The 21001-nt window shown below is 64.9% G+C and carries 23 protein-coding genes and 4 tRNA genes; 8 read left to right on the top strand and 19 right to left on the bottom strand.

Annotated features, from left to right (window positions below; genetic code table 11):
• Nucleotides 1–1236, bottom strand: coding sequence for an SDR family oxidoreductase (locus tag CH262_RS07675; protein WP_094717315.1), 1236 nt, complete (start codon nt 1234–1236; stop codon nt 1–3).
• A gap of 236 nt (nt 1237–1472) precedes the next feature.
• Between CH262_RS07675 and CH262_RS07670 the strand changes: the two genes are divergently transcribed.
• Together CH262_RS07670 and CH262_RS07665 are read left to right on the top strand one after the other, a co-directional pair.
• Complete coding sequence (locus CH262_RS07670; protein ID WP_094717314.1) at nt 1473–3419, top strand: CocE/NonD family hydrolase; 1947 nt, start codon at nt 1473–1475, stop codon at nt 3417–3419.
• A gap of 10 nt (nt 3420–3429) precedes the next feature.
• On the top strand, nt 3430–4341 hold the full coding sequence (locus CH262_RS07665) for an alpha/beta fold hydrolase (RefSeq protein ID WP_032365255.1): 912 nt from the start codon (nt 3430–3432) through the stop codon (nt 4339–4341).
• A 71-nt stretch (nt 4342–4412) separates the two neighbouring features.
• On the opposite strand, the gene rplA is transcribed toward CH262_RS07665, so the two are convergent.
• From rplA to CH262_RS07610, 11 genes are all read right to left on the bottom strand, one after another.
• On the bottom strand, nt 4413–5132 hold the full coding sequence (gene rplA, locus CH262_RS07660) for a 50S ribosomal protein L1 (RefSeq protein WP_027498276.1): 720 nt from the start codon (nt 5130–5132) through the stop codon (nt 4413–4415).
• A gap of 83 nt (nt 5133–5215) precedes the next feature.
• Complete coding sequence (gene rplK / locus CH262_RS07655) at nt 5216–5650, bottom strand: 50S ribosomal protein L11 (protein ID WP_008713829.1); 435 nt, start codon at nt 5648–5650, stop codon at nt 5216–5218.
• Nucleotides 5651–5715: 65 nt separating this feature from the next.
• Complete coding sequence (nusG, locus tag CH262_RS07650; RefSeq protein ID WP_032365254.1) at nt 5716–6552, bottom strand: transcription termination/antitermination protein NusG; 837 nt, start codon at nt 6550–6552, stop codon at nt 5716–5718.
• A gap of 65 nt (nt 6553–6617) precedes the next feature.
• Nucleotides 6618–7079, bottom strand: coding sequence for a preprotein translocase subunit SecE (gene secE, locus CH262_RS07645; RefSeq protein ID WP_057472931.1), 462 nt, complete (start codon nt 7077–7079; stop codon nt 6618–6620).
• A gap of 30 nt (nt 7080–7109) precedes the next feature.
• Nucleotides 7110–7182, bottom strand: a tRNA-Trp gene (locus CH262_RS07640).
• A 190-nt stretch (nt 7183–7372) separates the two neighbouring features.
• Nucleotides 7373–7798 carry a (3R)-hydroxyacyl-ACP dehydratase subunit HadB gene (gene hadB / locus CH262_RS07635; protein ID WP_032365253.1) on the bottom strand — a complete coding sequence of 142 codons (426 nt, stop codon included), beginning with the start codon at nt 7796–7798 and terminating at the stop codon, nt 7373–7375.
• The gene (gene hadA / locus CH262_RS07630; protein ID WP_048316186.1) at nt 7785–8297 is read right to left on the bottom strand and encodes a (3R)-hydroxyacyl-ACP dehydratase subunit HadA; all 513 of its coding nucleotides are present in this window, start codon (nt 8295–8297) and stop codon (nt 7785–7787) included. The genes hadB and hadA overlap by 14 nt, the downstream gene beginning before the upstream one ends.
• 91 nt (nt 8298–8388) lie before the next feature.
• The gene (gene rpmG, locus CH262_RS07625; protein ID WP_027498281.1) at nt 8389–8556 is read right to left on the bottom strand and encodes a 50S ribosomal protein L33; all 168 of its coding nucleotides are present in this window, start codon (nt 8554–8556) and stop codon (nt 8389–8391) included.
• A gap of 81 nt (nt 8557–8637) precedes the next feature.
• Nucleotides 8638–8710: transfer RNA gene (locus tag CH262_RS07620), tRNA-Met, on the bottom strand.
• Nucleotides 8711–8773: 63 nt separating this feature from the next.
• Nucleotides 8774–8846, bottom strand: a tRNA-Thr gene (locus CH262_RS07615).
• 183 nt (nt 8847–9029) lie between these two features.
• Nucleotides 9030–9112, bottom strand: a tRNA-Tyr gene (locus CH262_RS07610).
• A gap of 175 nt (nt 9113–9287) precedes the next feature.
• Here CH262_RS07610 and CH262_RS07605 point away from each other — a divergent pair.
• Nucleotides 9288–9788 carry a YajQ family cyclic di-GMP-binding protein gene (locus CH262_RS07605; protein WP_027498282.1) on the top strand — a complete coding sequence of 167 codons (501 nt, stop codon included), beginning with the start codon at nt 9288–9290 and terminating at the stop codon, nt 9786–9788.
• A 66-nt stretch (nt 9789–9854) separates the two neighbouring features.
• Here the strand turns inward: CH262_RS07605 and htpX are convergent, their stop codons facing one another.
• Nucleotides 9855–10724: a zinc metalloprotease HtpX gene (gene htpX, locus CH262_RS07600; protein ID WP_094717313.1), complete on the bottom strand. Its 870-nt coding sequence runs from the start codon at nt 10722–10724 to the stop codon at nt 9855–9857.
• 87 nt (nt 10725–10811) lie between these two features.
• On the bottom strand, nt 10812–11831 hold the full coding sequence (locus CH262_RS07595; protein ID WP_094717312.1) for a polyprenyl synthetase family protein: 1020 nt from the start codon (nt 11829–11831) through the stop codon (nt 10812–10814).
• A 294-nt stretch (nt 11832–12125) separates the two neighbouring features.
• Here CH262_RS07595 and CH262_RS07590 point away from each other — a divergent pair, with 294 nt between their 5' ends.
• Entirely contained in the window at nt 12126–13373 is a 1248-nt protein-coding gene (locus CH262_RS07590; RefSeq protein WP_094717311.1) for a geranylgeranyl reductase family protein, read from the top strand.
• 12 nt (nt 13374–13385) lie between these two features.
• Here CH262_RS07590 and CH262_RS07585 read toward each other — a convergent pair whose 3' ends face one another.
• From CH262_RS07585 to CH262_RS07570, 4 genes are all read right to left on the bottom strand, one after another.
• A complete protein-coding gene (locus tag CH262_RS07585; protein WP_094717310.1) occupies nt 13386–14081 on the bottom strand; it encodes a demethylmenaquinone methyltransferase in 696 nt (231 codons plus the stop codon).
• Between the two features lie 14 nt (nt 14082–14095).
• Nucleotides 14096–15235 carry a glycosyltransferase family 4 protein gene (locus tag CH262_RS07580; protein ID WP_179274927.1) on the bottom strand — a complete coding sequence of 380 codons (1140 nt, stop codon included), beginning with the start codon at nt 15233–15235 and terminating at the stop codon, nt 14096–14098.
• Nucleotides 15236–15298: 63 nt separating this feature from the next.
• A complete protein-coding gene (locus CH262_RS07575; RefSeq protein WP_094717308.1) occupies nt 15299–15724 on the bottom strand; it encodes a glutaredoxin domain-containing protein in 426 nt (141 codons plus the stop codon).
• Nucleotides 15717–16205: a DUF3592 domain-containing protein gene (locus CH262_RS07570; protein WP_179274926.1), complete on the bottom strand. Its 489-nt coding sequence runs from the start codon at nt 16203–16205 to the stop codon at nt 15717–15719. Before CH262_RS07570 ends, CH262_RS07575 begins: the two co-directional genes overlap by 8 nt.
• A gap of 55 nt (nt 16206–16260) precedes the next feature.
• On the opposite strand from CH262_RS07570, the gene CH262_RS07565 reads away from it, so the two are divergent.
• On the top strand, nt 16261–16764 hold the full coding sequence (locus tag CH262_RS07565) for a DUF2505 domain-containing protein (RefSeq protein WP_094665472.1): 504 nt from the start codon (nt 16261–16263) through the stop codon (nt 16762–16764).
• Here the strand turns inward: CH262_RS07565 and menD are convergent.
• Nucleotides 16761–18371, bottom strand: coding sequence for a 2-succinyl-5-enolpyruvyl-6-hydroxy-3-cyclohexene-1-carboxylic-acid synthase (gene menD / locus CH262_RS07560; protein ID WP_094717307.1), 1611 nt, complete (start codon nt 18369–18371; stop codon nt 16761–16763). The two genes, CH262_RS07565 and menD, sit on opposite strands and share 4 nt — an antisense overlap.
• Nucleotides 18372–18433: 62 nt before the next feature.
• On the opposite strand from menD, the gene CH262_RS07555 reads away from it, so the two are divergent.
• From CH262_RS07555 to CH262_RS07545, 3 genes are read left to right on the top strand one after another with little or no spacing between them, the layout of a single operon-like run.
• A complete protein-coding gene (locus CH262_RS07555) occupies nt 18434–19021 on the top strand; it encodes a flavin reductase family protein (protein WP_094717306.1) in 588 nt (195 codons plus the stop codon).
• Entirely contained in the window at nt 19018–20082 is a 1065-nt protein-coding gene (locus tag CH262_RS07550; RefSeq protein ID WP_094717396.1) for an AbrB family transcriptional regulator, read from the top strand. Before CH262_RS07555 ends, CH262_RS07550 begins: the two co-directional genes overlap by 4 nt.
• Before the next feature lie 49 nt (nt 20083–20131).
• Nucleotides 20132–20980, top strand: a complete 849-nt coding sequence (locus tag CH262_RS07545; protein WP_094717305.1) for a siderophore-interacting protein — start codon at nt 20132–20134, stop codon at nt 20978–20980.
• Nucleotides 20981–21001: the final 21 nt, after the last annotated feature.

Raw genomic sequence — 21001 nt, 5'->3', positions numbered from 1 at the left:
TCAGTTGACGACAGGGGTGAGCGTCTTGAGCTGGGCCTTCTCGAAGTACAGCTCGAAGAGCCTGCGGTGATCGCACCAGGAGGTGTCGTGGTCGACGGGCAGGATGGCCTCGGGCTTGTGCACCAGCCGCATGAGCTTGTCGATGTTGTCGGCGAGCATGGTCTCGGCGAACCGTGGCGAGATACGGACGCTGACGCGTTCGACGAACTCGTCCCAGCTCACCAGGTCGAGGCCGAGGAGCTCGGCATACAGATCGTGTCCGTAACCGGTCGGGTTACTGGGCAACAATCGAGTGAGCGGGTGACTCCGCAGTGCGTTGCCCGCCATGACGTCGCACATCACGTCCACCGGAACGTAGTTCATTCCCGGCCCGTCCCAGATCGCGCCCGCGGCGATCGCCAACTCCACGATGCGCCAGAAGCTGTAGACGCGGCCCGGATCGAGGCCCAGGTCGGTACTGCCGAGGATGTAGGGGGCCTCGGCCAGCGTGACCGAATACGTGTCCGACATCGACAACCACCCGAGCAAGGTGGCGTTGACCCACTTCATCTGGGCGTACCCGGAGTACCACCACGAGTCGGGACGACGGAAGTCCTCGGGCTTCTGATAGAGATGCGCGCCGATGCTGCCGACGTATGTCAGATGCTTACGGGCCGAGGTGATGCTGAATTCGAGGATGCGCAGCACGCTGACGAACCAGTCGTCCCGCAGCTCGGCGTAGCTCTCGGTGTAGTCGGTCGAGCTGGCGCAGTTGAAGATCTGGCCCACATCGGCGGCGAGTTCGAAGTACCCGGCCTTGTCCAGACCGAAGCGGAACGAGGTCGGCGTGCCTTCGACGATCCGAATCTTGTCTGCATCGACCGTGATCTCGTACTGATCGAACGTGCGCTGGAGTCGCCCTCGAGCCGACTCCTCCTCGGTGGAACGAACCACGGCGTACACGACGTCGACGGCGGGGTCCCGGGTGAGACGACCGATCAGATGCGCGCCGAGAAACCCGTTCGCTCCGAACACGAGCGCAGTGTCGGTACGCGGTGGTGCCATGCTCGCGACGCGGCGACGAGTCTCCTCGTCGATGAACGGCCGCAGCGCGGTGGGATCGCCGTTGCTGAGGGCAACGACATCGGCGTACTTGCCGGCAAAGCGAAGCCCCGGGCATTCGCTGGTGATCAGTGCGTCCGCGTGCGGCCAGATAGGCCGTTGCGATCCGTCTCCGAACAGTGCTTCTACGTGCATTCGTACTCCCCTGCAACGGTCGGTGTCCGACATCACTCGGACGGGCAGACGTTAACAACGCAGCGCTCTCCATACTCGCTGGTTTCGAAAGTCTGGTACGCCCCACAGCGTGGCTCAACCGGCGTTGAGAATGTTCCCAACAAAACACAGAATGCAGGCCGTCTCGTTGGAGCACACCACGACCGATTCGCGTTCCACAGGACAAAGAGGGTCGTTCGAAGGTCTAATCGTTCTTCATGACCGCCGTCGAGCCCCACCCCCTCCTGAGACCCCAGCGCGACCCCAGCGGCGGCGAGGCCGCGCAGGCCTGGGCAGCGATCACGGCTCAGGCTCCGCAGTACCCACGAGTGTCCGTCTCGGCCGACGTGCGCATTCCGATGAGCGACGGAGCGGCCCTGCGCGCATACGTCTTCCGCCCCGCCGATGCGTCCGGGGCGCCGGTACCGGGGACGTTCCCGACGGTCCTGAACCTGACGCCTTACAACAAGCTGCTGATCAAAGGTATCGATACGATCCTCGAAACACCGATACTCGGCCGAGCCATCAGGAAGTTCTCGTCGGCGTTCGACCTGACCGGTACCGCGTTCGACGGCATCACCGAAATCACTCGTGTGGTCGCGGGCGGAGCCGCGGATCTGTTGTCGGTCAACCGCCACCTCGTTCGTAGCGGGTACGTCCAGATGATCGTCGACGTTCGAGGAACCGGAAGCTCCACCGGAACCTGGGACGTACTGGGCACCCGAGAACAACTGGACTCGATCGAAGTGATCGAGTGGGCGCGCCGGCAATACTGGTGCAACGGCAGAATCGGCATGGCGGGCATCTCGTACTCAGCGATCAACGCACTGCAGGCGGCAGCCAAGAGACCCGACGGGCTCGACGCGATATTCGCCGTCGAAGGTTCGGTGGACATCGTTCGCGAGATCTTCGCAACCGGAGGCGCGACCTCGGCGTTCATTCCCCTGTGGCTCGCTGCTGTCAACGGACTCAAATGGGCACCTGCGGTGAGAGGAATCGATACCGTCGCCTGGCTTCGCGATCGCGTCCGATCACCTGCGACCGACCTGTTCGATCTGGCCAAAGGCTTTGTCACGGGGAATGATCCACGAATCTACGACGACCCGTACTACGACACCATCGACGCCGTCATCGAGGACATCACCGCACCGACCTTCCTCTACGGCTGCTGGCACGACATCTTCGGCAGCTCGGCACCGGACATCTACAACCGACTCGCTCTCGAACGCGGCTCCAAACAACTACTCGTCGGCGACGGCTACCACGTCAATCCCGGAATCGGTTTCGGTGAACCGGGATTCCCACCACGACTGGATGTACTCGAGCGAGCGTGGTTCGACAGGTGGCTGTGCGACATCGACAACGGAATCGAGAACTACGGGCCGGTCACCCTCCGACAACAGGGCGGCAATTGGACTGCGCACGGCCGCTTTCCGGCTCCCCAGGCACAGTCGCGCAGGCTGTATCTGTCGGCCGAAGCGTCGAACACCGCCGCCCACGCCGCCGGCGACGGCAGCCTCGCCTACGAGCCGTCCACGTCGTCCGGCGTGCTGACCGTGCGTCCGTCCCTGCGTGCCGTCGTATCCCGGGACACCACACAGGTTCTCGCCGGTGTCACGGCTCTACTGGGCGGCGGCTTCACCTACGACAACCGATTCGCCGAAGGCGCCGCCGCTACGTTCACCACCGAACCCGCCCGCGCGGACGCCGTGCTGTCGGGGCCGATGAACCTGCATCTGCGCGTGATCTGCCGTGCCCGAGAAGCATTGTGGGCGATCATGATCTGCGACGTCGCCCCCGACGGTAAGTCGACCGTATTGAGCAACGGGGCGTTGCTCGCGTCTCGCCGAGCCGTGGACGACGAGCGATCACTGTTCGCACCGAACGGCGACTACACCCGGCCGTACCACCCGCTCACCAAGGCCGCTGTGCTGCCGGTACCCGTCGGGCAGCCCATCACACTCGACATCGACATTCTCGGCACCGAAGCTGTGATCGCGACGGGTCATCGCCTCCGGGTGGCCGTATTCGCCACCGACGCACCACGGTTCATCCCCATCCTGCCGGACATCGTTCGCACTCGACTGAAACCGCAGGACATCGCGATCGACCCACACGATCCCAGCTACCTGGTGGTTCCGGTGCTGGGCGACCCCGACTGGTAGGAACGAGAACATGAGAATCGAACAAGGCATCGCGCCGTCGAACTCCATCGACATCGCGTACGAGGACATGGGATCGGTCGACGACCCCGCTGTACTGCTCATCATGGGTCTGTCCGCGCAGCTGACGCTGTGGCCCATGGACTTCTGCACGCGTCTCGTCGACGCCGGATATCGGGTGATCCGCATTGACAACCGCGACATCGGGCTCTCGACGAAGATGACGGGCAGAAAGGTGCACGGCTGGCAGATTCTTCGGCTCCTCCGGCACGAACTGGGGATGTCGTCGGACGTCCCGTACACGATCGTCGACATGGCCGCCGATGCGGTCGGCGTACTCGACCACCTCGACATCGACTCCGCGCACGTCGTCGGCGCGTCGATGGGCGGCATGATCACGCAGGTGTTCGCCGGTAGCTACCCGCAGCGAACCAAGTCCGTGTCCATTCTGTTCTCGAGCACCAACGAGGCATTCCTGCCACCGCCGGATCCCCGGGCACTACTGCCGTTGATCGGTGGCGTCGGCAAGGACGCCACGAAGGACGAGATCATCGCGCATTCGGCGAAGACGCTGTCCACGATCGGCTCCCCCGGGTTCCGGACCCCGCTCGAGGAACAGCTCGAGATCGCCCAGGTGATGTACGAACGCAACTACAACCCGTCCGGAGTCATTCGGCAGATGGCGGCCATCACCGGTACCGGCAGCCTCAAGCCCTACGCACAGAAGATCGACGCACCGACGACCGTCATCCACGGGACCGCGGACCGACTGGTGCGGCCGGCCTGTGGCAAGGCCATCGCCCGGGCGGTTCCCGGCGCGGAGCTGACCCTCATCGAGGGCATGGCACACGACCTGCCGGCCGCGTTGCTCGACCGGATCAGCGGCCTCGTGCTGGCCAACTTCGCTCGCGCGAACGCAGCCTAGATCTCGGCAGGACAGAACGACGAAGGCCGGCCTCCCACAGGGAGACCGGCCTTCGTTCGGAGCTGAAGAAATTACGCGTTCGCGTCATCCTCGAGGAGGTTGCGAGTGCGGTTGGGATCGACCTGGACGCCGGGTCCGGTGGTGGTCGAAACGGTGACCTTCTTGACGTAGCGACCCTTCGCCGACGACGGCTTCGCACGCAGGATCTCGTCCAGTGCGGCACCGTAGTTCTCGACCAGCTTGGTCTCGTCGAACGAGGCCTTGCCGATGACGAAGTGCAGGTTGGCCTGCTTGTCGACGCGGAAGTTGATCTTTCCGCCCTTGATGTCGTTGACGGCCTTGGTCACATCGTTGGTGACCGTGCCCGTCTTCGGGTTCGGCATCAGGCCACGCGGTCCGAGGACACGGGCGATGCGGCCGACCTTGGCCATCTGATCGGGGGTCGCGATAGCGGCGTCGAAGTCCAGGAATCCGCCCTGGATGCGCTCGATCAGATCTTCTGCACCGACGACGTCGGCTCCTGCTGCCTCTGCTTCAGCAGCCTTCTCACCAGCGGCGAAAACAATAACCCGAGCGGTCTTGCCGGTGCCGTGGGGAAGGTTGACGGTGCCGCGCACCATCTGGTCTGCCTTGCGGGGGTCGACGCCGAGTCGCACTGCGACCTCGACGGTGGGGTCGAACTTGCTCGACGCGGTCTCCTTGGCCAGCTTGGCGGCTTCCAGAGGCGAGTAGAGGTTGTCCTGGTCGATCTTGGCGGCCTGCTCGAGGTAGGCCTTACTGCGCTTTGCCATGTCTTACTGTCCTTCGTTCGAGTTCAGAGTGGTTGACGAGCCTGGCCGGCTCTCCCACGTGTGATGCTTGGAGAGGCTGAAAATCAGCCTTCGACCGTGATGCCCATCGAGCGAGCAGTGCCGGCGATGATCTTCGCGGCCTGATCGATGTCGTTGGCGTTGAGGTCTTCCTGCTTGGTCTTGGCGATCTCGCGCACCTGATCCATGGTCACCTTGGCGACCTTGGTCTTGTGCGGCTCGCCGGAGCCCTTCGCCACGCCTGCAGCCTTGAGCAGCAGCTTGGCAGCGGGAGGAGTCTTCAGCTTGAAATCGAACGTACGGTCCTCGTAGACCGAGATCTCGACGGGCACGACATTGCCGCGCTGCGACTCGGTCGCGGCGTTGTACGCCTTGCAGAACTCCATGATGTTGACGCCGTGCTGGCCCAATGCGGGGCCGACGGGCGGTGCCGGGTTGGCGGCGCCGGCCTGGATCTGAAGCTTGATGATCCCGGCTAGCTTCTTCTTCTTCGGGGGCATGTCTTGTTTCCTTGTATTCGCTCGGGTTTCTTGCGGTTGCTACTGCAAGTCTGTGCGGTCGGCTTCTAGATCTTGGAGACCTGGGTGAAGCCGAGCTCGACCGGGGTTTCACGGCCGAAGATCGATACCAGCACCTTGAGCTTCTGCTGCTCTGCGTTGACCTCGCTGATGCTGGCCGGGAGGGTCGCGAACGGGCCGTCCATGACGGTGACCGACTCGCCGACCTCGAAGTCGACCTCGATAGTGGGCTTCGACGTGGTCTCGCTGCCCTGCTCGGCAGTGCCTGCGGCCGCTTTCGCGTCCTTCTTGGCACCTTCCTGAGGCATGAGGAACTTGACGACCTCGTTGATGGTCAGCGGCGACGGACGTGACGTCGCGCCGACGAAACCGGTGACGCCGGGAGTGTTACGAACCGCACCCCAGGATTCGTCGTTCAGTTCCATGCGGACCAGGATGTAGCCGGGCAGAACCTTGCGGTTGACCTGCTTGCGCTGGCCGTTCTTGATCTCGGTGACCTCTTCGGTGGGAACCTCCACCTGGAAGATGTAGTCACCGACGTCGAGGTTCTGCACACGGGTCTCGAGGTTGGCCTTGACCTTGTTCTCGTATCCGGCGTAGCTGTGAATGACGTACCAGTCACCGGGAGCGCGGCGCAGAGCCGCCTTCATCTCGGCAACGGGGTCTTCGGGCTCTGCAGTGACGTCGACGTCAGCGGTGACCTCGGATGTCTCGTCGCCTTCGGCGGGAACGTCGTCCCCGGCGGCAGCGGCGACGTCGGCCTTGATTGCTTCGTCCGTCTCGCGGTCCTGAGCGGCCTGCTCCGCTTCGAGGCCCTGCTTGGTCGCCTCGACATCGGCGTCGAATGCGGCCACTTCGGTGGCGTCGTTGTGCGGCGTGCTCACGTCAGCACCCTTTCTCTAGTTCCTGCTCGGTTCGATCGTCGAAAAGTCACGGCAACTGCGTTCGGTCAACCGAACAGCCAGCCGACGCCCTTGATGAACAGCAGATCGAGGCCACTGATGAACGCGACCATGAACGCCAGGAAGACGAGCACGACGGTGGTGTAGGTGACCATCTGCTTCTTGTTCGGCCAGATGACCTTCCGAAGCTCGGCGACGACCTCGCGGAAGAACTGCAGCAGACGCAGAAACACATTCGGCCGCTTGTCGAGCTTGGCCTTGCCGGATCGAGCCTTGCCCGGAGTGGCCTTCGCGGGCGCGGCCTTCGTCATCGACACGCCGGCGGCGCTGCCACGGGACCTGCCGGACGCACGCTTGCCGGTGGGAGCCACTGCGCCTGCAGCGGCATCATCTGCGGTTGTGTCAGCATCGGAGAGACGGCCCTCGGAGCCAGGTGCGACGTCGTCTGGAGCCGAGGAGTTCTCGAACTCCTCCGATCGACCGTCGCGCTTACCGCGCTCCTCGCTCACGTCGTTCCTCTCAGTTGCTGACACCTTGGGCAGGGGCGACAGGACTTGAACCTGCAACCTACGGTTTTGGAGACCGTTGCTCTACCAATTGAGCTACGCCCCTTCGGCCGAAAACTTCTCGGCCGCTCTGGTGTCCACCCGACGCATTCACGCGAACCCACACAACCTCCGAGGAGGACGCGGGCAGCGCACAGCGCTGGATTACCCCAGAAATCTCAGTGTACTGCACACCCTTCGGAACAGATAAATCCCGTCGTTCCGGCAGCTCGGTGGCCGTCCGGATCGACCCATCATCAGGCCAAGCGAACCGTAGCGGTCGCTCGCCCGAAAATCTTCTTGCCCTCGAACTTCGCCACGATAGCGATGACGGCAGTTCTCTCGTCCGCATCCACCGACTTGATCTTGCCGGAGAACTCGACCGCAGCCGCGGAGTCCTCGGACACGTAGACCGAGCTGGTGAAGCGAACGTTGTATTCGGTGACCGCACCGGGATCACCCAGCCACGACGTGACGAACCCGGCACCGAGGCCCATCGTCAGCATGCCGTGCGCGATCACATTGTCCAGGCCGGCCAGGCGGACGACCTCGTCGCTCCAGTGAATCGGGTTCGGATCTCCCGAGACACCCGCGTAGTTCACCAGATCGCCGCGCGTGAGCATGACGACTCGCTCCGGCAACTCGTATCCGACGGAGACGTCGTCGAAGCTACGAAGCGCCATGCATGATCACTTCCTTGACCGCGTGCGCGATGTTCTCGTCGACCTCGCCGCCGGTACGCGCGACGATGGTCGTCCACGTCGTCTGCACGACCTCGCCGTTCTGGTCGGTGACGATGTTCTTGGTGGTCATGATGTCGCTGCCACTCATCTGACGGAACGACTCGAGGTGCACATCGCACACCAGTCGATCGCCGACCTGAATCGGGCGGTGAAATTGAAGCCGCTGATCGGTCTGCAGAATCTGGCTCGGGTCGTACCCGGTGATGACCTCTTTGAACATCCGCGTCTGCGCGATGATGCCGACCAGCGAAATGAAGGTCAAGGGCGCGAGGAGACCGTCGTAACCGAGGCCCTTCGCTGCGTCCTCGTCGTGATGCGCGGGATGGAAGTCCTGGACCGCACGCGCGTACTCACGGACCTTTTCGCGGCCGACCTCGTAGAAGTCGTCGACGCGGTAATGAAAACCGACCATGGACGCCGCGTGAGCGGATACATCCATGGCCGGAATTTCAGATGATGCCGCAGCATCGTGTGGTGCTTGTGACACGGTGGAAACGACCTTTTCTACCCTCACAGAAGGGCAGTTGGACCTAGCGAGACTCGCGGTGCGCCCGGTGCGTGCCGCAGTTGGAGCAGAACTTCTTCAGCTCGATGCGGTCGGGATCGTTCCGACGGTTCTTCTTGGTGATGTAGTTGCGGTGCTTGCAAACCTCGCAGGCCAAGGTGATCTTGGGCCGCACATCGGTGGAGGAGGCCACTGGACGCCTACTTTCGGGTAAATCTGATCTGGGTCAATCAGGACTGTTCATGCGTGCTACTTGCCGTGCTTGCCTACTGTGTAGCGGTGACCGGACTTGAACCGGCGACGCAACGATTATGAGTCGTTTGCTCTACCAACTGAGCTACACCGCCTCAGGTGCTCATCGCCCACCATCCCACGAACGGGAGCGCGACGTCGAGCCATCCAATCCAGCGAGCCCCCTAACGGAATCGAACCGTTGACCTTTTCCTTACCATGGAAACGCTCTACCGACTGAGCTAAGGGGGCGGGTGACTACGGGAACTCTCGTTCCGCAGGCTCCACCTCAGAACACGAACAAGCCGTGCGCTGAAGCCTTCAAGAGGTTACACATTCCGAGCACCGACTGCCAAATTGCGAGGTCAGCGGCCCTGATATGTCCTCTTCACATGGAAACCCCAGCGAGAAAATTTCTCGCCGGGGTTCCAGGTGTGGCAGATGTAGGATTCGAACCTACGTAGGCATAAGCCGACGGATTTACAGTCCGCTCCCATTGGCCGCTCGGGCAATCTGCCGTGCTGCGATCGAAGTCCGTGCTGGTCTTCGGCGCGGTGAGAAGAATACAACGAACGTCCCCCCGGAACGCAAACCGGGTGGATACGGTCGGTAGCGGGCCGATAAAGTCCCAGCGGGATGTGGACCGACACCACCGCAGAAACAAATTTTCGATTCGACTGGAGAGTGTGAGAAGTGGCTGATTCGTCCTTCGACGTAGTGAGCAAAGTCGACCGACAGGAAGTGGACAACGCTCTCGGACAGGCCGCGAAGGAGCTGGCGACCCGCTTCGACTTCCGAGGATCGGACACCAGCATCGAGTGGTCCGGCAGTGGCGAGTCCGAGACCATCGTCATCACGTCCGAATCCGAGGAGAAGGTCAAGGCAGCTCTGGACGTCTTCAAGGAGAAACTGATCCGACGCGACGTATCGCTCAAGGCTTTCGAGACCAACGACCCGGCCGCGTCCGGCAAGGTCTACAAGGTCACCGGCAAACTCGTGCAAGGCATCAGCACCGAGAACGCCAAGAAGATCTCCAAGAAGATCCGCGACGACGGCCCCAAGGGCGTCAAAGCGCAGATCCAGGGCGACGAGCTGCGCGTGAGCAGCAAGAAGCGCGACGACCTGCAGGCAATCCAACAGTTGCTCAAGAACGAGGACTTCGGCATCGCCCTGCAGTTCGTCAACTACCGGTAGAGCGCCGCATGTGAGTGGAACCTCGTAGCAGGCTACGAGGTTCCACTCACATGCCGCAGGCTCCGGTCAGTAGGGCCGATGGCCGGCCATCCGCTCGAGCCGTTCGATTCGGTCGGCCATCGGCGGGTGGGTGGCGAAGAGCGCGCCCGCCTTGTCGCCGATGCGGAACGGATTGGCGATCATCAGATGCGACTCCGCGGCCAGCCGCGGCTCGGGCGGCAGCGGTGCCAGCTGCACCCCCTGCTCGAGTTTGCGCAGTGCCGACGCCAGCGCCAGCGGATCACCGGTCAGCTCGGCACCGGACTGATCGGCCTGATACTCCCGAGAACGAGAGACCGCGAGCCGCACCAACGTGGCCGCAATGGGTCCCAGCATCGACACCAACAGCAGCGCGAGCGGGTTCGGTCCCCCGTTGCCGCGTCCGCCGAAGACGTTGGCGAAGAAGGCCAGGTTCGCCAGACCCGAGATGACCGACGCCATGGCACCGGCCACCGACGAGATCAGGATGTCGCGGTTGTAGACGTGCGAGAGTTCGTGTCCGAGCACCGCTCGAAGTTCCCGCTCGTCGAGGATCCGAAGAATGCCCTCGGTGCAGCACACGGCTGCGTTGCGCGGGTTCCGCCCGGTGGCGAACGCGTTGGGATTGTTGGTCGGGCTCACGTACAGCGCGGGCATCGGCTGATGCGCCGTTGTCGCCAGTTCCCGCACGATCCGGTACATCGCCGGCTGTTCGAGCTCACTCACCGGCACCGCGTGCATCGACTTCAGAGCCATCTTCGCGCTGTTGAAGTACGCGTAGCCGTTGACGCCGACGGCCAGCACGATCGACCCGATCAGAATCATCGAGTTACCGAACAACGACCCGATGAAGACGATCAGCGCAGACATCCCGACCAGCAGGCCGAATGTCTTCGCACCGTTGGCGTAACTGTTCATCGTGACGGGTGCCTCCTCGTACCGGGTGTTCCTACCCGATTCAACGACGGCACCCCGACGTGCAGTTCCCGACCACTGCGTGGGCGACTACCCCACGCGTTCGACGGTGTAGTTCACCAGTCGGCCCAGGGCGTCGTTGGCCGGTCCCTGCGGCAGCAGTGCGAGTTCGGAGTGGGCGCGGTCGGCGTACTCGCCGAGGGTCTTCTTGGCCGCGACCATGCCGGGTGATCGCTGCAACAGCTCCAGGGCCTCGGTGACCAGCGCATCTTCGGTGACCGGGCCGGCCAGGAGCTCGCGGAGGCGGTCGCCGTCGGCACCTTCCTCGCGGAGCGCGAACAGCACCGGGAGGGTGTGCACTCCTTCCCGCAGGTCGGTGCCGGGAGTCTTGCCCGACTGCTCGGTGGCCGAGGAGATGTCGATGATGTCGTCGGAGATCTGGAACGCGGTGCCGACAGCGTCACCGAGGCGCTCGAGGCGTCCCACGTGCTCGGCATCGCCGCCGCTGAACGTGCCGCCGAAGCGCCCACAGGAGGCGATGAGCGACCCGGTCTTCTCCCACACGACCTTCAGGTAGTGCGCGATGGGATCGTCGGTGCTCTTGGCCCCGATCGTTTCGCGCATCTGCCCGGTGACCAACTCGGCGAAGGTCTCGGCGATGATGCGGACGGCGTCGGGTCCGAGGGTGGACACCAGACGCGACGCATGTGCAAAGAGGTAGTCACCCGCGAGAATGGCCACACTGTTGCCCCAGCGTGAGTTCGCACTCTCGGCTCCGCGGCGCATCGACGCCTCGTCCATGACGTCGTCGTGATAGAGCGTCGCCAAGTGCACCAACTCGACCACGGTGGCGGCGGTGACGATCGCCGGATCTGTCGGCGACGGCCCCAGCTGGCCGGTCAGCACGGTGAACAGGGGTCGGAATCGCTTGCCGCCGGCCTTCGCCAGATGCAGAGCAGCCTCGGTGAGGAACTCTTCGCCGTCGGACAGTTCGCTGATCATCAGCTCTTCGACGCGCGCGAGACCGTCGGCGACGGATCGAGCGAGCTCCGGGTCACCCAGGTCGACTCCGGCAACGACCGTTACTGCGGTCGCGTCGTCTGTACTCACGATGTTGATCCCTGTCCTGTCGTCGGCGTCGAGCGGCGATGGATGACGGAAACTGCTGCTCGGGTACTACCGTAGTGAACCTAGTGTGCACACTCGCACGACGGTGCCGCCCACCACAGGTGACTATTCCCTCACCGAACCGAGCCCGAGTAGCTTCCCGACGCGCCCCCCAGGGCCAATGAGTGAACGACGTCACCGCTCGAACGGTGAACACGCCCGATGAGCAGGGCCTCGACAACGGTCGACCGAAGGCCCTGACGGCGCAGCACCGCGGCAATCGGGATACTGGGGTCTGTGACCTCATCCAACCCGGCCCTGCCCTCCTCGACCGATGTGTTGGTCGTGGGCGCGGGCCCCGCAGGATCGTCCGCGGCAGCGTGGGCAGCGCGTTCCGGCCGCGACGTCGTACTCGCCGACGCGGCCGTCTTTCCCCGGGACAAGACGTGCGGCGACGGGCTGACTCCGCGCGCGGTCGCCGAACTCGATCGGTTGGGCCTGGGTGAATGGGTTCGCGGTACCGCGCGCAATCGCGGGTTGCGCCTGAGTGGGTTCGGCCAGGAACTCGAGCTCGAATGGCCGAGCAGATCTTTCCCGGCGGTGGGCAGTGCCGTCCCGCGAACCGAATTGGACGACCGCATTCGCCGCGCTGCCGTCGAGGCCGGGGCTGTGATGGCCGAGGGCGCCAAAGCGGTGTCCGTCACCCGCGACGGAAATGCGGTCCGATCGGCGACGCTGCAGACCGGCGAAGGCAGCCACGACATCGCGTGCCGCACTTTGATCGTCGCCGACGGCGTCCGGTCCACGCTGGGCAAGCAACTCGGACGCCAGTGGCACCGCGACACCGCGTTCGGCGTCGCCGCCCGCGCGTACATCACGTCTGCTCGTAGCGACGACGAATGGATCAGCTCACACCTCGAACTGCGCGACGGCGCAGGCACTCTGCAGCCCGGCTACGGATGGGTCTTCCCCCTGAACGACGGCAACATCAACATCGGCGTCGGCACGCTGGCCACCGCCACCCGGCCCGCACCGGGAGCCCTGCGTCCCCTGCTGGACCTCTACACCCAGCAGCGGCGGTCGGAATGGGAACTGACCGGCGAGCTACGGTCGGTCGCGTCGGCGCTGCTGCCGATGGGCGGGGCGGTCTCCGGCGTCGCGGGGGTGAACTGGGCGATCATCGGCGACGCCGCAGCGTGCGTGAACCCACTCAACGGTGAGGGCATCGACTACGGACTCGAAGGCGGCCGCATGGTCGTCGACCTTCTCGATCACGCCGACCTGACCGACGCCTGGCCGACTGTGCTGCGTGAGCACTACGGTCAAGCCTTCTCCATTGCTCGACGCCTCGCCGGACTGCTGACCGTGCCGAGGTTCCTGCCCGCAGCGGGTCCGGTGGGCATGCGCTCGCGGGCACTGATGAAAGTCGCGGTCCGGTGCATGGGCAACCTGGTCACCGAGGCCGACAGCGACCTCGTCGCTCGTACGTGGCGAACCGCGGGAACCACGTCACTGAAAATCGATTCGCGGCCGCCGTTTTCGTAGCCGCGTGCAGACTCAGGGCCGAATTGCCTTGTGCAGAGCCACGATTCCGCCGGTGAGGTTGCGCCACTGCACGTCGGTCCAGCCGGCGTCGGCGATGCGCTGAGCCAACTGCTCCTGCGTGGGCCACGCGCGAATGGACTCGGCGAGATAGACGTAGGCGTCGGGGTTGCTGCTCACCGCGCGAGCGACTTTGGGGAGCGCCTTCATCAGGTACTCCATATATGCCGTGCGGAACGGGCCGAAGACCGGGGTGGAGAATTCCGAGACCACAAGACGTCCACCGGGTTTGGTGACTCGGGCGATTTCGCGCAGACCGGCATCGAAGTCGGAGACGTTGCGAAGGCCGAACGAGATGGTGGCGGCTTCGAAACTGGCGTCGGCGTACGGAAGCGCCATCGCGTCACCGGCGACCATCGGCACTCCGCGGGAGAGTCCGGCTCGGAGCATGCCCTTGGAGAAGTCGGTGGCGACGCACCAGGCCCCGCTGCGTCCGAGTTCGACCGTGGAGACGCCGGTGCCGGCGGCGAGATCCAGGACCCGCTCGCCGGGCTTCAGATCGAGGGCTCGGCGGGTCAGCTTGCGCCAGCTGCGGTCCTGGCCGAACGACAGAACGGTGTTGGTGATGTCGTAGCGGCGGGCGACGCCGTCGAACATCGACGCCACCTCGTGGGGCTCTTTTTCCAGGGTTGCGCGCGATGTCGTGGCCACGAACTCCAGCTTACTCAGGCTGCTTCGGTCACCCGTGGCGCTGTGATGCCTTGCACGTCGTAGTAGTGGGAGATCAGCTCGTCGCAGATGGCAGGCCAGGTGCGGTGCAGAACAGATCGGCGGGCGGCGTTGCCGAAGCGGGCACGGGTGGTGGGTTCGGCGAGGGCGGCGACTGCACTGGGCAGCAGCTCGGTGAACTTGTCGACCGGCAGTAGGTAGCCGTTGCGGCAGTGCGAGACCAGATCGCGGGGTCCGCCGGCGTCGGGCCCGATGACGGGGACTCCGCTGGCGAGGGCTTCTTGGACTGCCTGACAGAAGGTTTCGTGTTCGCCGGGGTGGACGAAGATGTCGAAGCTGGCGTAGGCCTGCGCGAGTTCGTCGCCGCCGAGTTGCCCGGTGAAGATCGCATTCGGCATCAGTTCGCGCAGGGCCGCCGTATCGGGACCGCCGCCGACGATCACCAGCTGGATCGACGGATCCGTGGCCAGCACGGCGAGCCGCTCGACGTGCTTCTCCGGCGCGAGCCTGCCGACGAACCCGACGATCAGCTTTTCGCCGGCTCCCCATCGGCCGCGAAGGGTGGCCGACGCGGCCGAGGGCGCGAACCGAACCGCGTCCACTCCCCTGGCCCACCGGTGTACGCGCGGGATGCCGTGCTGCTCGAGAGCGTCGACGGCCGAGGTGGACGGTGCCAGAGTGCGGGCCGCTCCGCGGTGCAGTCTCCTGGTCCAACGCCACGCGGCCTTCGAGGTCAAGCCGAGGCCGTAACTCGCGGCGAATCCTGCGACATCGGTCTGGTAAACGGCGACGGCAGGCACGTCGAGGCGGTTCGCGGCGGCCAGGCCGCCCGCTCCGAGCAGGAACGGGGACGCCAGATGCACGACGTCGGGCGCGAAGGTCCGTAGCGCCGAGACCATCCCGAGGCCAGGAACACCGACGGGCAGGGAGCTGACCTTCGGCACCATCACGGACGGCACTCGGTGGACCGGGACGCCGTTGTGCCAGGTCGCCGCTCGCGGTCCCGACGGGTTGTCGGGAGCGACGACGATGGCGTCGTGCCCGGTCTTCTCGAGATGTTCGAGGACACGGATCACCGAGTGGGTGACGCCGTTCATGTTGGGCAAGAACGATTCCGCAACGATGGCTACTCGCACGGTCCTCAGTGTGGGTGGCCACGCAGTCGCCCAGGCATGGACGACGTTACGTGTGGGCCAACGTCACACGAATTGCTGGGCGACCCACGACGGACTCGGGTTGGTGCGGTGTCCGGTACCCACGAACACCGTCGGAACCGTCTCGTTCCCGTCGTTCACCGACCGAACCCGCGCTGCGGCAGCAGCATCTGCGCGGATGTTCGTCCACACGGCCTTCTTTCCGCGGAGCAACAGCGCAACCCGCAGCCGAAGGCAGAAGATGCAGCCCGGCCGCCAGTAGATCTGCGGAACGGTCCGATCTGCCGCGAGTACTTGCGACGCGTCGTCGGACAGAGCACGGGGATACAACACCGGAGTCGTCAGAACGAGCAGAAACGCCACCACGAGCACCATGATCACGATCGAGGACGCGATGTTGCCGAAGTTCACCAACGCGAACCCGGCCCCTGCGGCGACAGCAGCGATGACCCACTGCCTGGCATTACGCATCCTGTAGCTCCATGCGCTTGGCCTTCATGCGCTGGGCCTCCTTGCGACGTAACCAGAACAGGGCAGGCCCGGCGATGAGCCACGTGACGACGATGACCGATCCGGCAGGAACGATCGCTACCGCGGCGTCACGGCCGGCGACACGCACCAGCAGGTCGCTGTCGCTGTCGTTGTCGTCGGAGTCCGCCTTGTAGTACTCGACCTCGATGCGCTGCCCCACGACGAGATTGGTGGGGTACAGCACGCCGAGTCTGGGATTGTGGGTCACGCCGTCGGGGGTGATGAAACTGACCGCCGAACGCAATTTGCCCGCCGACAGCACCTCGGCCGTCGCGACGCCCTTGTCGGAGTCGATGGTGACGTCGTTTCGCCAGGCACCGACCACCAAAAGGACCGACAGAACCGAGATGGCGACCGCGACCACGAGCACGACCAGCCGGATTCTGTGCAGAGTTCGGCTGCCCCTCTCGGTGTCGGTCACAGCATTCAGGTTACTTCGCGGCCGGTTCGCCTCCGCTCCGGTAGCCTCTGTGCTCATGTCGCGCAGCTTCGAGTTCACCGTCGAATCGTCCAATCCGCCCGCTGACGTGCACGCCGCACTCACCAGTGAAGACCAGTGGGCCGCCCGCTTCGCCAAGGCGAAGAAGACGGACGGGTACGAGATGACCAAGCACGACGACGGCGGCTTGACCGTGGACATCACCGAGGAAGTCGGCACGTCCGAACTGCCCGGGTTCGTCACGAAAGTCATCAAGGGCAAGCTGATCGTCTCGCGTACCGACCACTGGGGTCCGCTCGAGGGCGACCACGCCGAGGGCACGCTGGTCGGCGGCACCACGGGTCTACCCGCGAAGGTGAACGGCACCCTCTCGCTTCGCCCCGACGGCACCGGAGCGAAACTGATCGTCAAGGGTGAGTCGACCGTCAAGATTCCGCTCGTCGGCGGCAAGATCGAAGACCTGATCAACAAGATGATCAAGGACATGATCGATCAGGAAACCGGCGAAACACTCGAATGGGTTGCTGCGCAACAGAATTAGAGACGGGCCCGGATCGCTGCGTGTAGGTCGCGCAGCCCGGACCGTTCCGTCGTCACTTCCAACACTCTAATTCCGTCGGCGTGGCCGGTGAGTTCGGTTACCAGATCGGCCAAGTCGACCAAGTGGTGCTCCACGCGGTAGGCCCCGCACAACGCTCCCAGGTCCATGCCGTGCGGTGTTCCGAACACCCGCTCGAACACACCCGCGTACTGCGGGTCGCCCTGTTCGAGAAGCTCGAAGATGCCGCCGCCGTCGTCGTTGGCGACGACGATCGTCAGGTCGTCCGGACTCGGCTCGCCGGTGCCGATGAGCAGACCGGCCGCGTCGTGCAGAAACGTCAGATCGCCGAGAAGCGCGATGGTGCGCCGCTTTCCGGCCATCGCGGCACCGATGGCCGTCGAGACGGTGCCGTCGATCCCGGCCACGCCACGGTTCGACAGAACCTTCACGCCCGGGATCGGAGTGGAGACCAGGGCCGCGTCGCGCACGGGGTTGGAGGCTCCGAGCACCAGCTGATCTCCGGGCTGCAATGCCGACATCACCGCGTCGGCAACGTGCAGACCCGTCGGCTTGGGGTGCTCTCGAAGTTGTTGGTGCACAGCCTTTTCCGCTCTCTCGGACAGCGCGGCGCAACGGGCGATCCACGCGGGGTCGGGTGCGCCGGTGGTCACGGCACGCGTGCCGGTGGCCAGTACGTTGCCCGAGACGTCGGGCCAGCGCGGGCCGGTGGTGAGCGCGATGACGTCCACCGCCGGATCCGCGAGCAGCGCCGACACCTGCCGGTGCAGGGTCGGGCGGCCGGTGATGACGGCTTGACGCGGCTTCAACTGCGCAAGAGCCAAGGGATGCAACGCAATTCCGTGCAGTGGCGCGGTCGGCTCGGCAACGGTCGGCAAGCCGGCGAGCTCAGGACGAACGGCTCCGCCGTGCCCGGACACGACAACGGTGTCGACCGACAGATCGAGTTCGACCGGCACGTCGAGGGTCGCCTGGGTGGTCGAGGTCCACGGCATCCCGTCGGGACGTCCTTCGGGCCGGGCCCCCGGATCGCCGAGGGCGGGAACCAACGGTTCACGCAGTGGAATGTCGAAGTGCACCGGTCCGGCGTTGCCCGAGCGCGCACCCCGCGCAGCAGCGATGACCCGCGAGACCGCGCTGCGCCACTGACTGTTCTGCTTGGGTCCTTCCTCGGCGAGCCCGAGGCTGATCGTCGCGCGGACCTGCGACCCGAACAGGCCCAACTGCTCGATGGTCTGGTTGGCACCGGTGCCGAGCATCTCGTACGGCCGGTTGGCACTGATGACGATCAGCGGGATCCGGGCATAGTTCGCTTCGAGCACCGCGGGCCCGAGGTTCGCCACCGCTGTTCCCGACGTCATCACCACCGGGACCGGTTGCCCGCTGCCCAGGCTCAGTCCGATGGCCAGGAATCCGGCGGTCCGCTCGTCGATCCGCATGTGCAGTCGGAGCCGGCCGGCCGCGTCGGCTTCCTGCAGAGCGAAGGCCAACGGGGCGTTGCGCGAGCCGGGGCAGAGCACGACGTCTTCGATCCCGCTGCGCGCCAGTTCGTCGACGACTGCAGTGGCCTGAGCGGTGGACGGATTCACAGTTTCCAGAGTGTCAGATGCTCCGGTCGGCCGCCGCAACCGGGCTTTGACAGTATTGAGGCGTGCGTACAGTCTTCCGGCCCGACGAGGTCTCCTCCCGCCGCTTCTACCAGCTACTGACCGCGTCGGTGGTCCCCAGGCCCATCGCCTGGATCTCCACGGTCTCGGCCGACGGTGTGGCGAACCTCGCGCCCTACAGCTTCTTCACCGTCTCGTCCGTGGAACCGCCGGTCGTCCAGTTCACGTCCGTGACCCGCAAGGACAGTCTGCGCAACATCGAGGCCACCGGCGAATTCGTCGTCAACCTGGCCACGGCACCGTTGGTCGATCAGGTCAACGGCAGCTCGGCGAGCTTCGAGCACGGCGTCAGCGAGTTCGACGCCGTCGGCATCGAGAGCGAACCCAGTGCGATCGTCACGCCGCCGCGGGTAGCCGCGGCCCCGATCGCCATCGAAGCCACCCTGCACCGCGTCGTCGAGGTGGGAAACTGCTTCGTCGTCATGGGCAGCGTCGTCGCGGTGTCGGTTCGACCAGAATTTCTCGCCGAGGACGGCCTGCCCGAGTTCGAGACCATCGCACCGCTCAGTCGACTCGGCCGTACCGAGTGGGGACTGCCGCCCGAGGTTCGCGAGATCGAGCGACCTTCTTGATTCGCTGGCTGCTGCTGGTTCTCGTCACGGTCACACTGACCGTCGGGGCCGATGCACTCGGTGTGCCGTCGGCTGCATTGTTCGTTGCACTTCTGGTGGCGATCGTGTTCGCGCTCGCCGGATGGGCTCCGACGACCGGAACCGAGCGAGCGCCGCTCCCCCGCAGACTCGGCATGGCGGCGCAGGCAATCCTCGGCGTCGAGATCGGCACGCTCGTGCAGAGCGACACTCTGAGCTCGCTGGGCGATACCTGGCTGCCGGTACTGCTGGCATGCATCGGCACCCTGTTGCTGTCGATCGCGGCCGGCGCGCTGCTGGGGCTTCGTAAAGACATCGATTCACTGACCGGCTCCTTGGCGCTGGTCGCAGGCGGAGCCTCGGGATTGGTGGCGATCACCCAGGAGTTGGGCGGGGACGAACGCGTGGTCGCGGTGGTGCAATACCTGCGCGTCGTGCTGGTGACCACAACGCTGCCGCTGGTCGCAACCCTGGTGTTCGACGCCCAACCCGGACAATCGTCGGTCACCGCCGACGTGCACGAGGCGCTCTGGATCGACCTCGCCTTCGTCGTGATCTGCGGCGTCATCGGCGTGATGCTGGCCAAGATGATCCGGCTGCCCGCCCCCGCCCTGCTCGGCCCGCTGATGATCGCCACGCTCGCCGACGTGCTCGGCGTCTCGTTCGACGCGTCCGTCCCGACGCTGTTGCTGTGGGCGGCGTACATCGTCATCGGCTGGCAGGCCGGACTGCGGTTCACCGTCGCCAGCTTGAAGTCGATCTCGCGGGTCTTGCCCGCATCGTTGATGTTGATCATCGCCGTCACCGTCTGCTGCGCGATGCTCGGCCTGTGGCTGGCGTCCGCGACGGGGACGAGCGGCTACGAGGGCTACCTCGCGACCACTCCCGGCGGGGTGTACGCGGTGCTGGCCATCGCCGCGTCGACCGGGGCGAACGTCACCTTCGTCGTGGCCGCCCAGGTGATCCGCGTGTTCATGATGCTGTTCGCAGTACCCGTCGGAGCCAAGGTGGTCCAGCGCTACCGGCGCGGTCGGCCCGAGTGAGAGATCGACGGAACCCCATCGCAGCTTAGGGTCGGCTAACCTGTGCGGCATGGGTAAGTACCTCAAACCGGAGAACCCCGCGTTCTACCGCCTGACCGTGCTCGGGAGCGAGCGAATCAGCCCCAGCTTCATCCGGGTGACCCTCGGCGGCGATTCGTTGTCGAACTTCCGCTACATGGGCTACGACCACTGGTTTCGCCTGTTCCTGCCGCAGCCGGGCCAAGACGAGCCGCGCATCCCCAGCGCCACCTCGATGCTCTGGTACGCCCAGTATCTGACGTTCTCCAAGGACACCAAGCCGGCGGTCCGCAACTACACGGTCAGCCGGTACCGCGCTGCGGGAGAGGGCACGTACGGCGACGGCCCGGAGCTGGATGTGGACTTCGTGGTGCACGGCGAAGTAGATGGTGGCGGCGGAACCGGTGGTCACAGTGGTCCGGCATCGTCGTGGGCTGCTCGGGCGGTCCCAGGCGATCGTGTCGCGATCTTCGACGAAGGGCGCATCTACACGTTCGAGGGACAATCGAGCTGGCAGTTGCTCGTCGGCGACGAGAGTGCTGCCCCGGCGATTCTCGGCATTCTGCGGTCGTTGCCGGCCGACGTTCGGGTCAAGGCCTTCGTCGAAGTGCCCACCGAGGCCGACATCCAGAAGCAGGACGTGCACGCAGGCGTCGAGATCGAGTGGATCGTGCGCCCCAACCCGCTGGCCAAGCCGGGCGAGGCCGCGTTGGCCGCGGTGCAGAAAGCCGAGCTTCCGGACGGCGATCCGTTCGTCTACGTGGCCGGGGAACAGGGGTTGGCGACGGGCCTGCGTAGATACCTGGTGAACGAGCGTTCCGTACCCAAGTCTCGGATCTGCTTCACCGGATACTGGAAGTTCGGCAAAGCCGCCCCGTAGCCCTCGATTAGTGTGACTTCA

It is taken from the genome of Rhodococcus sp. 05-2255-1e (assembly GCF_002259025.1).
Classification (GTDB): domain Bacteria; phylum Actinomycetota; class Actinomycetes; order Mycobacteriales; family Mycobacteriaceae; genus Rhodococcoides; species Rhodococcoides fascians.
This window is presented reverse-complemented; position numbering and strand designations above follow the sequence as displayed.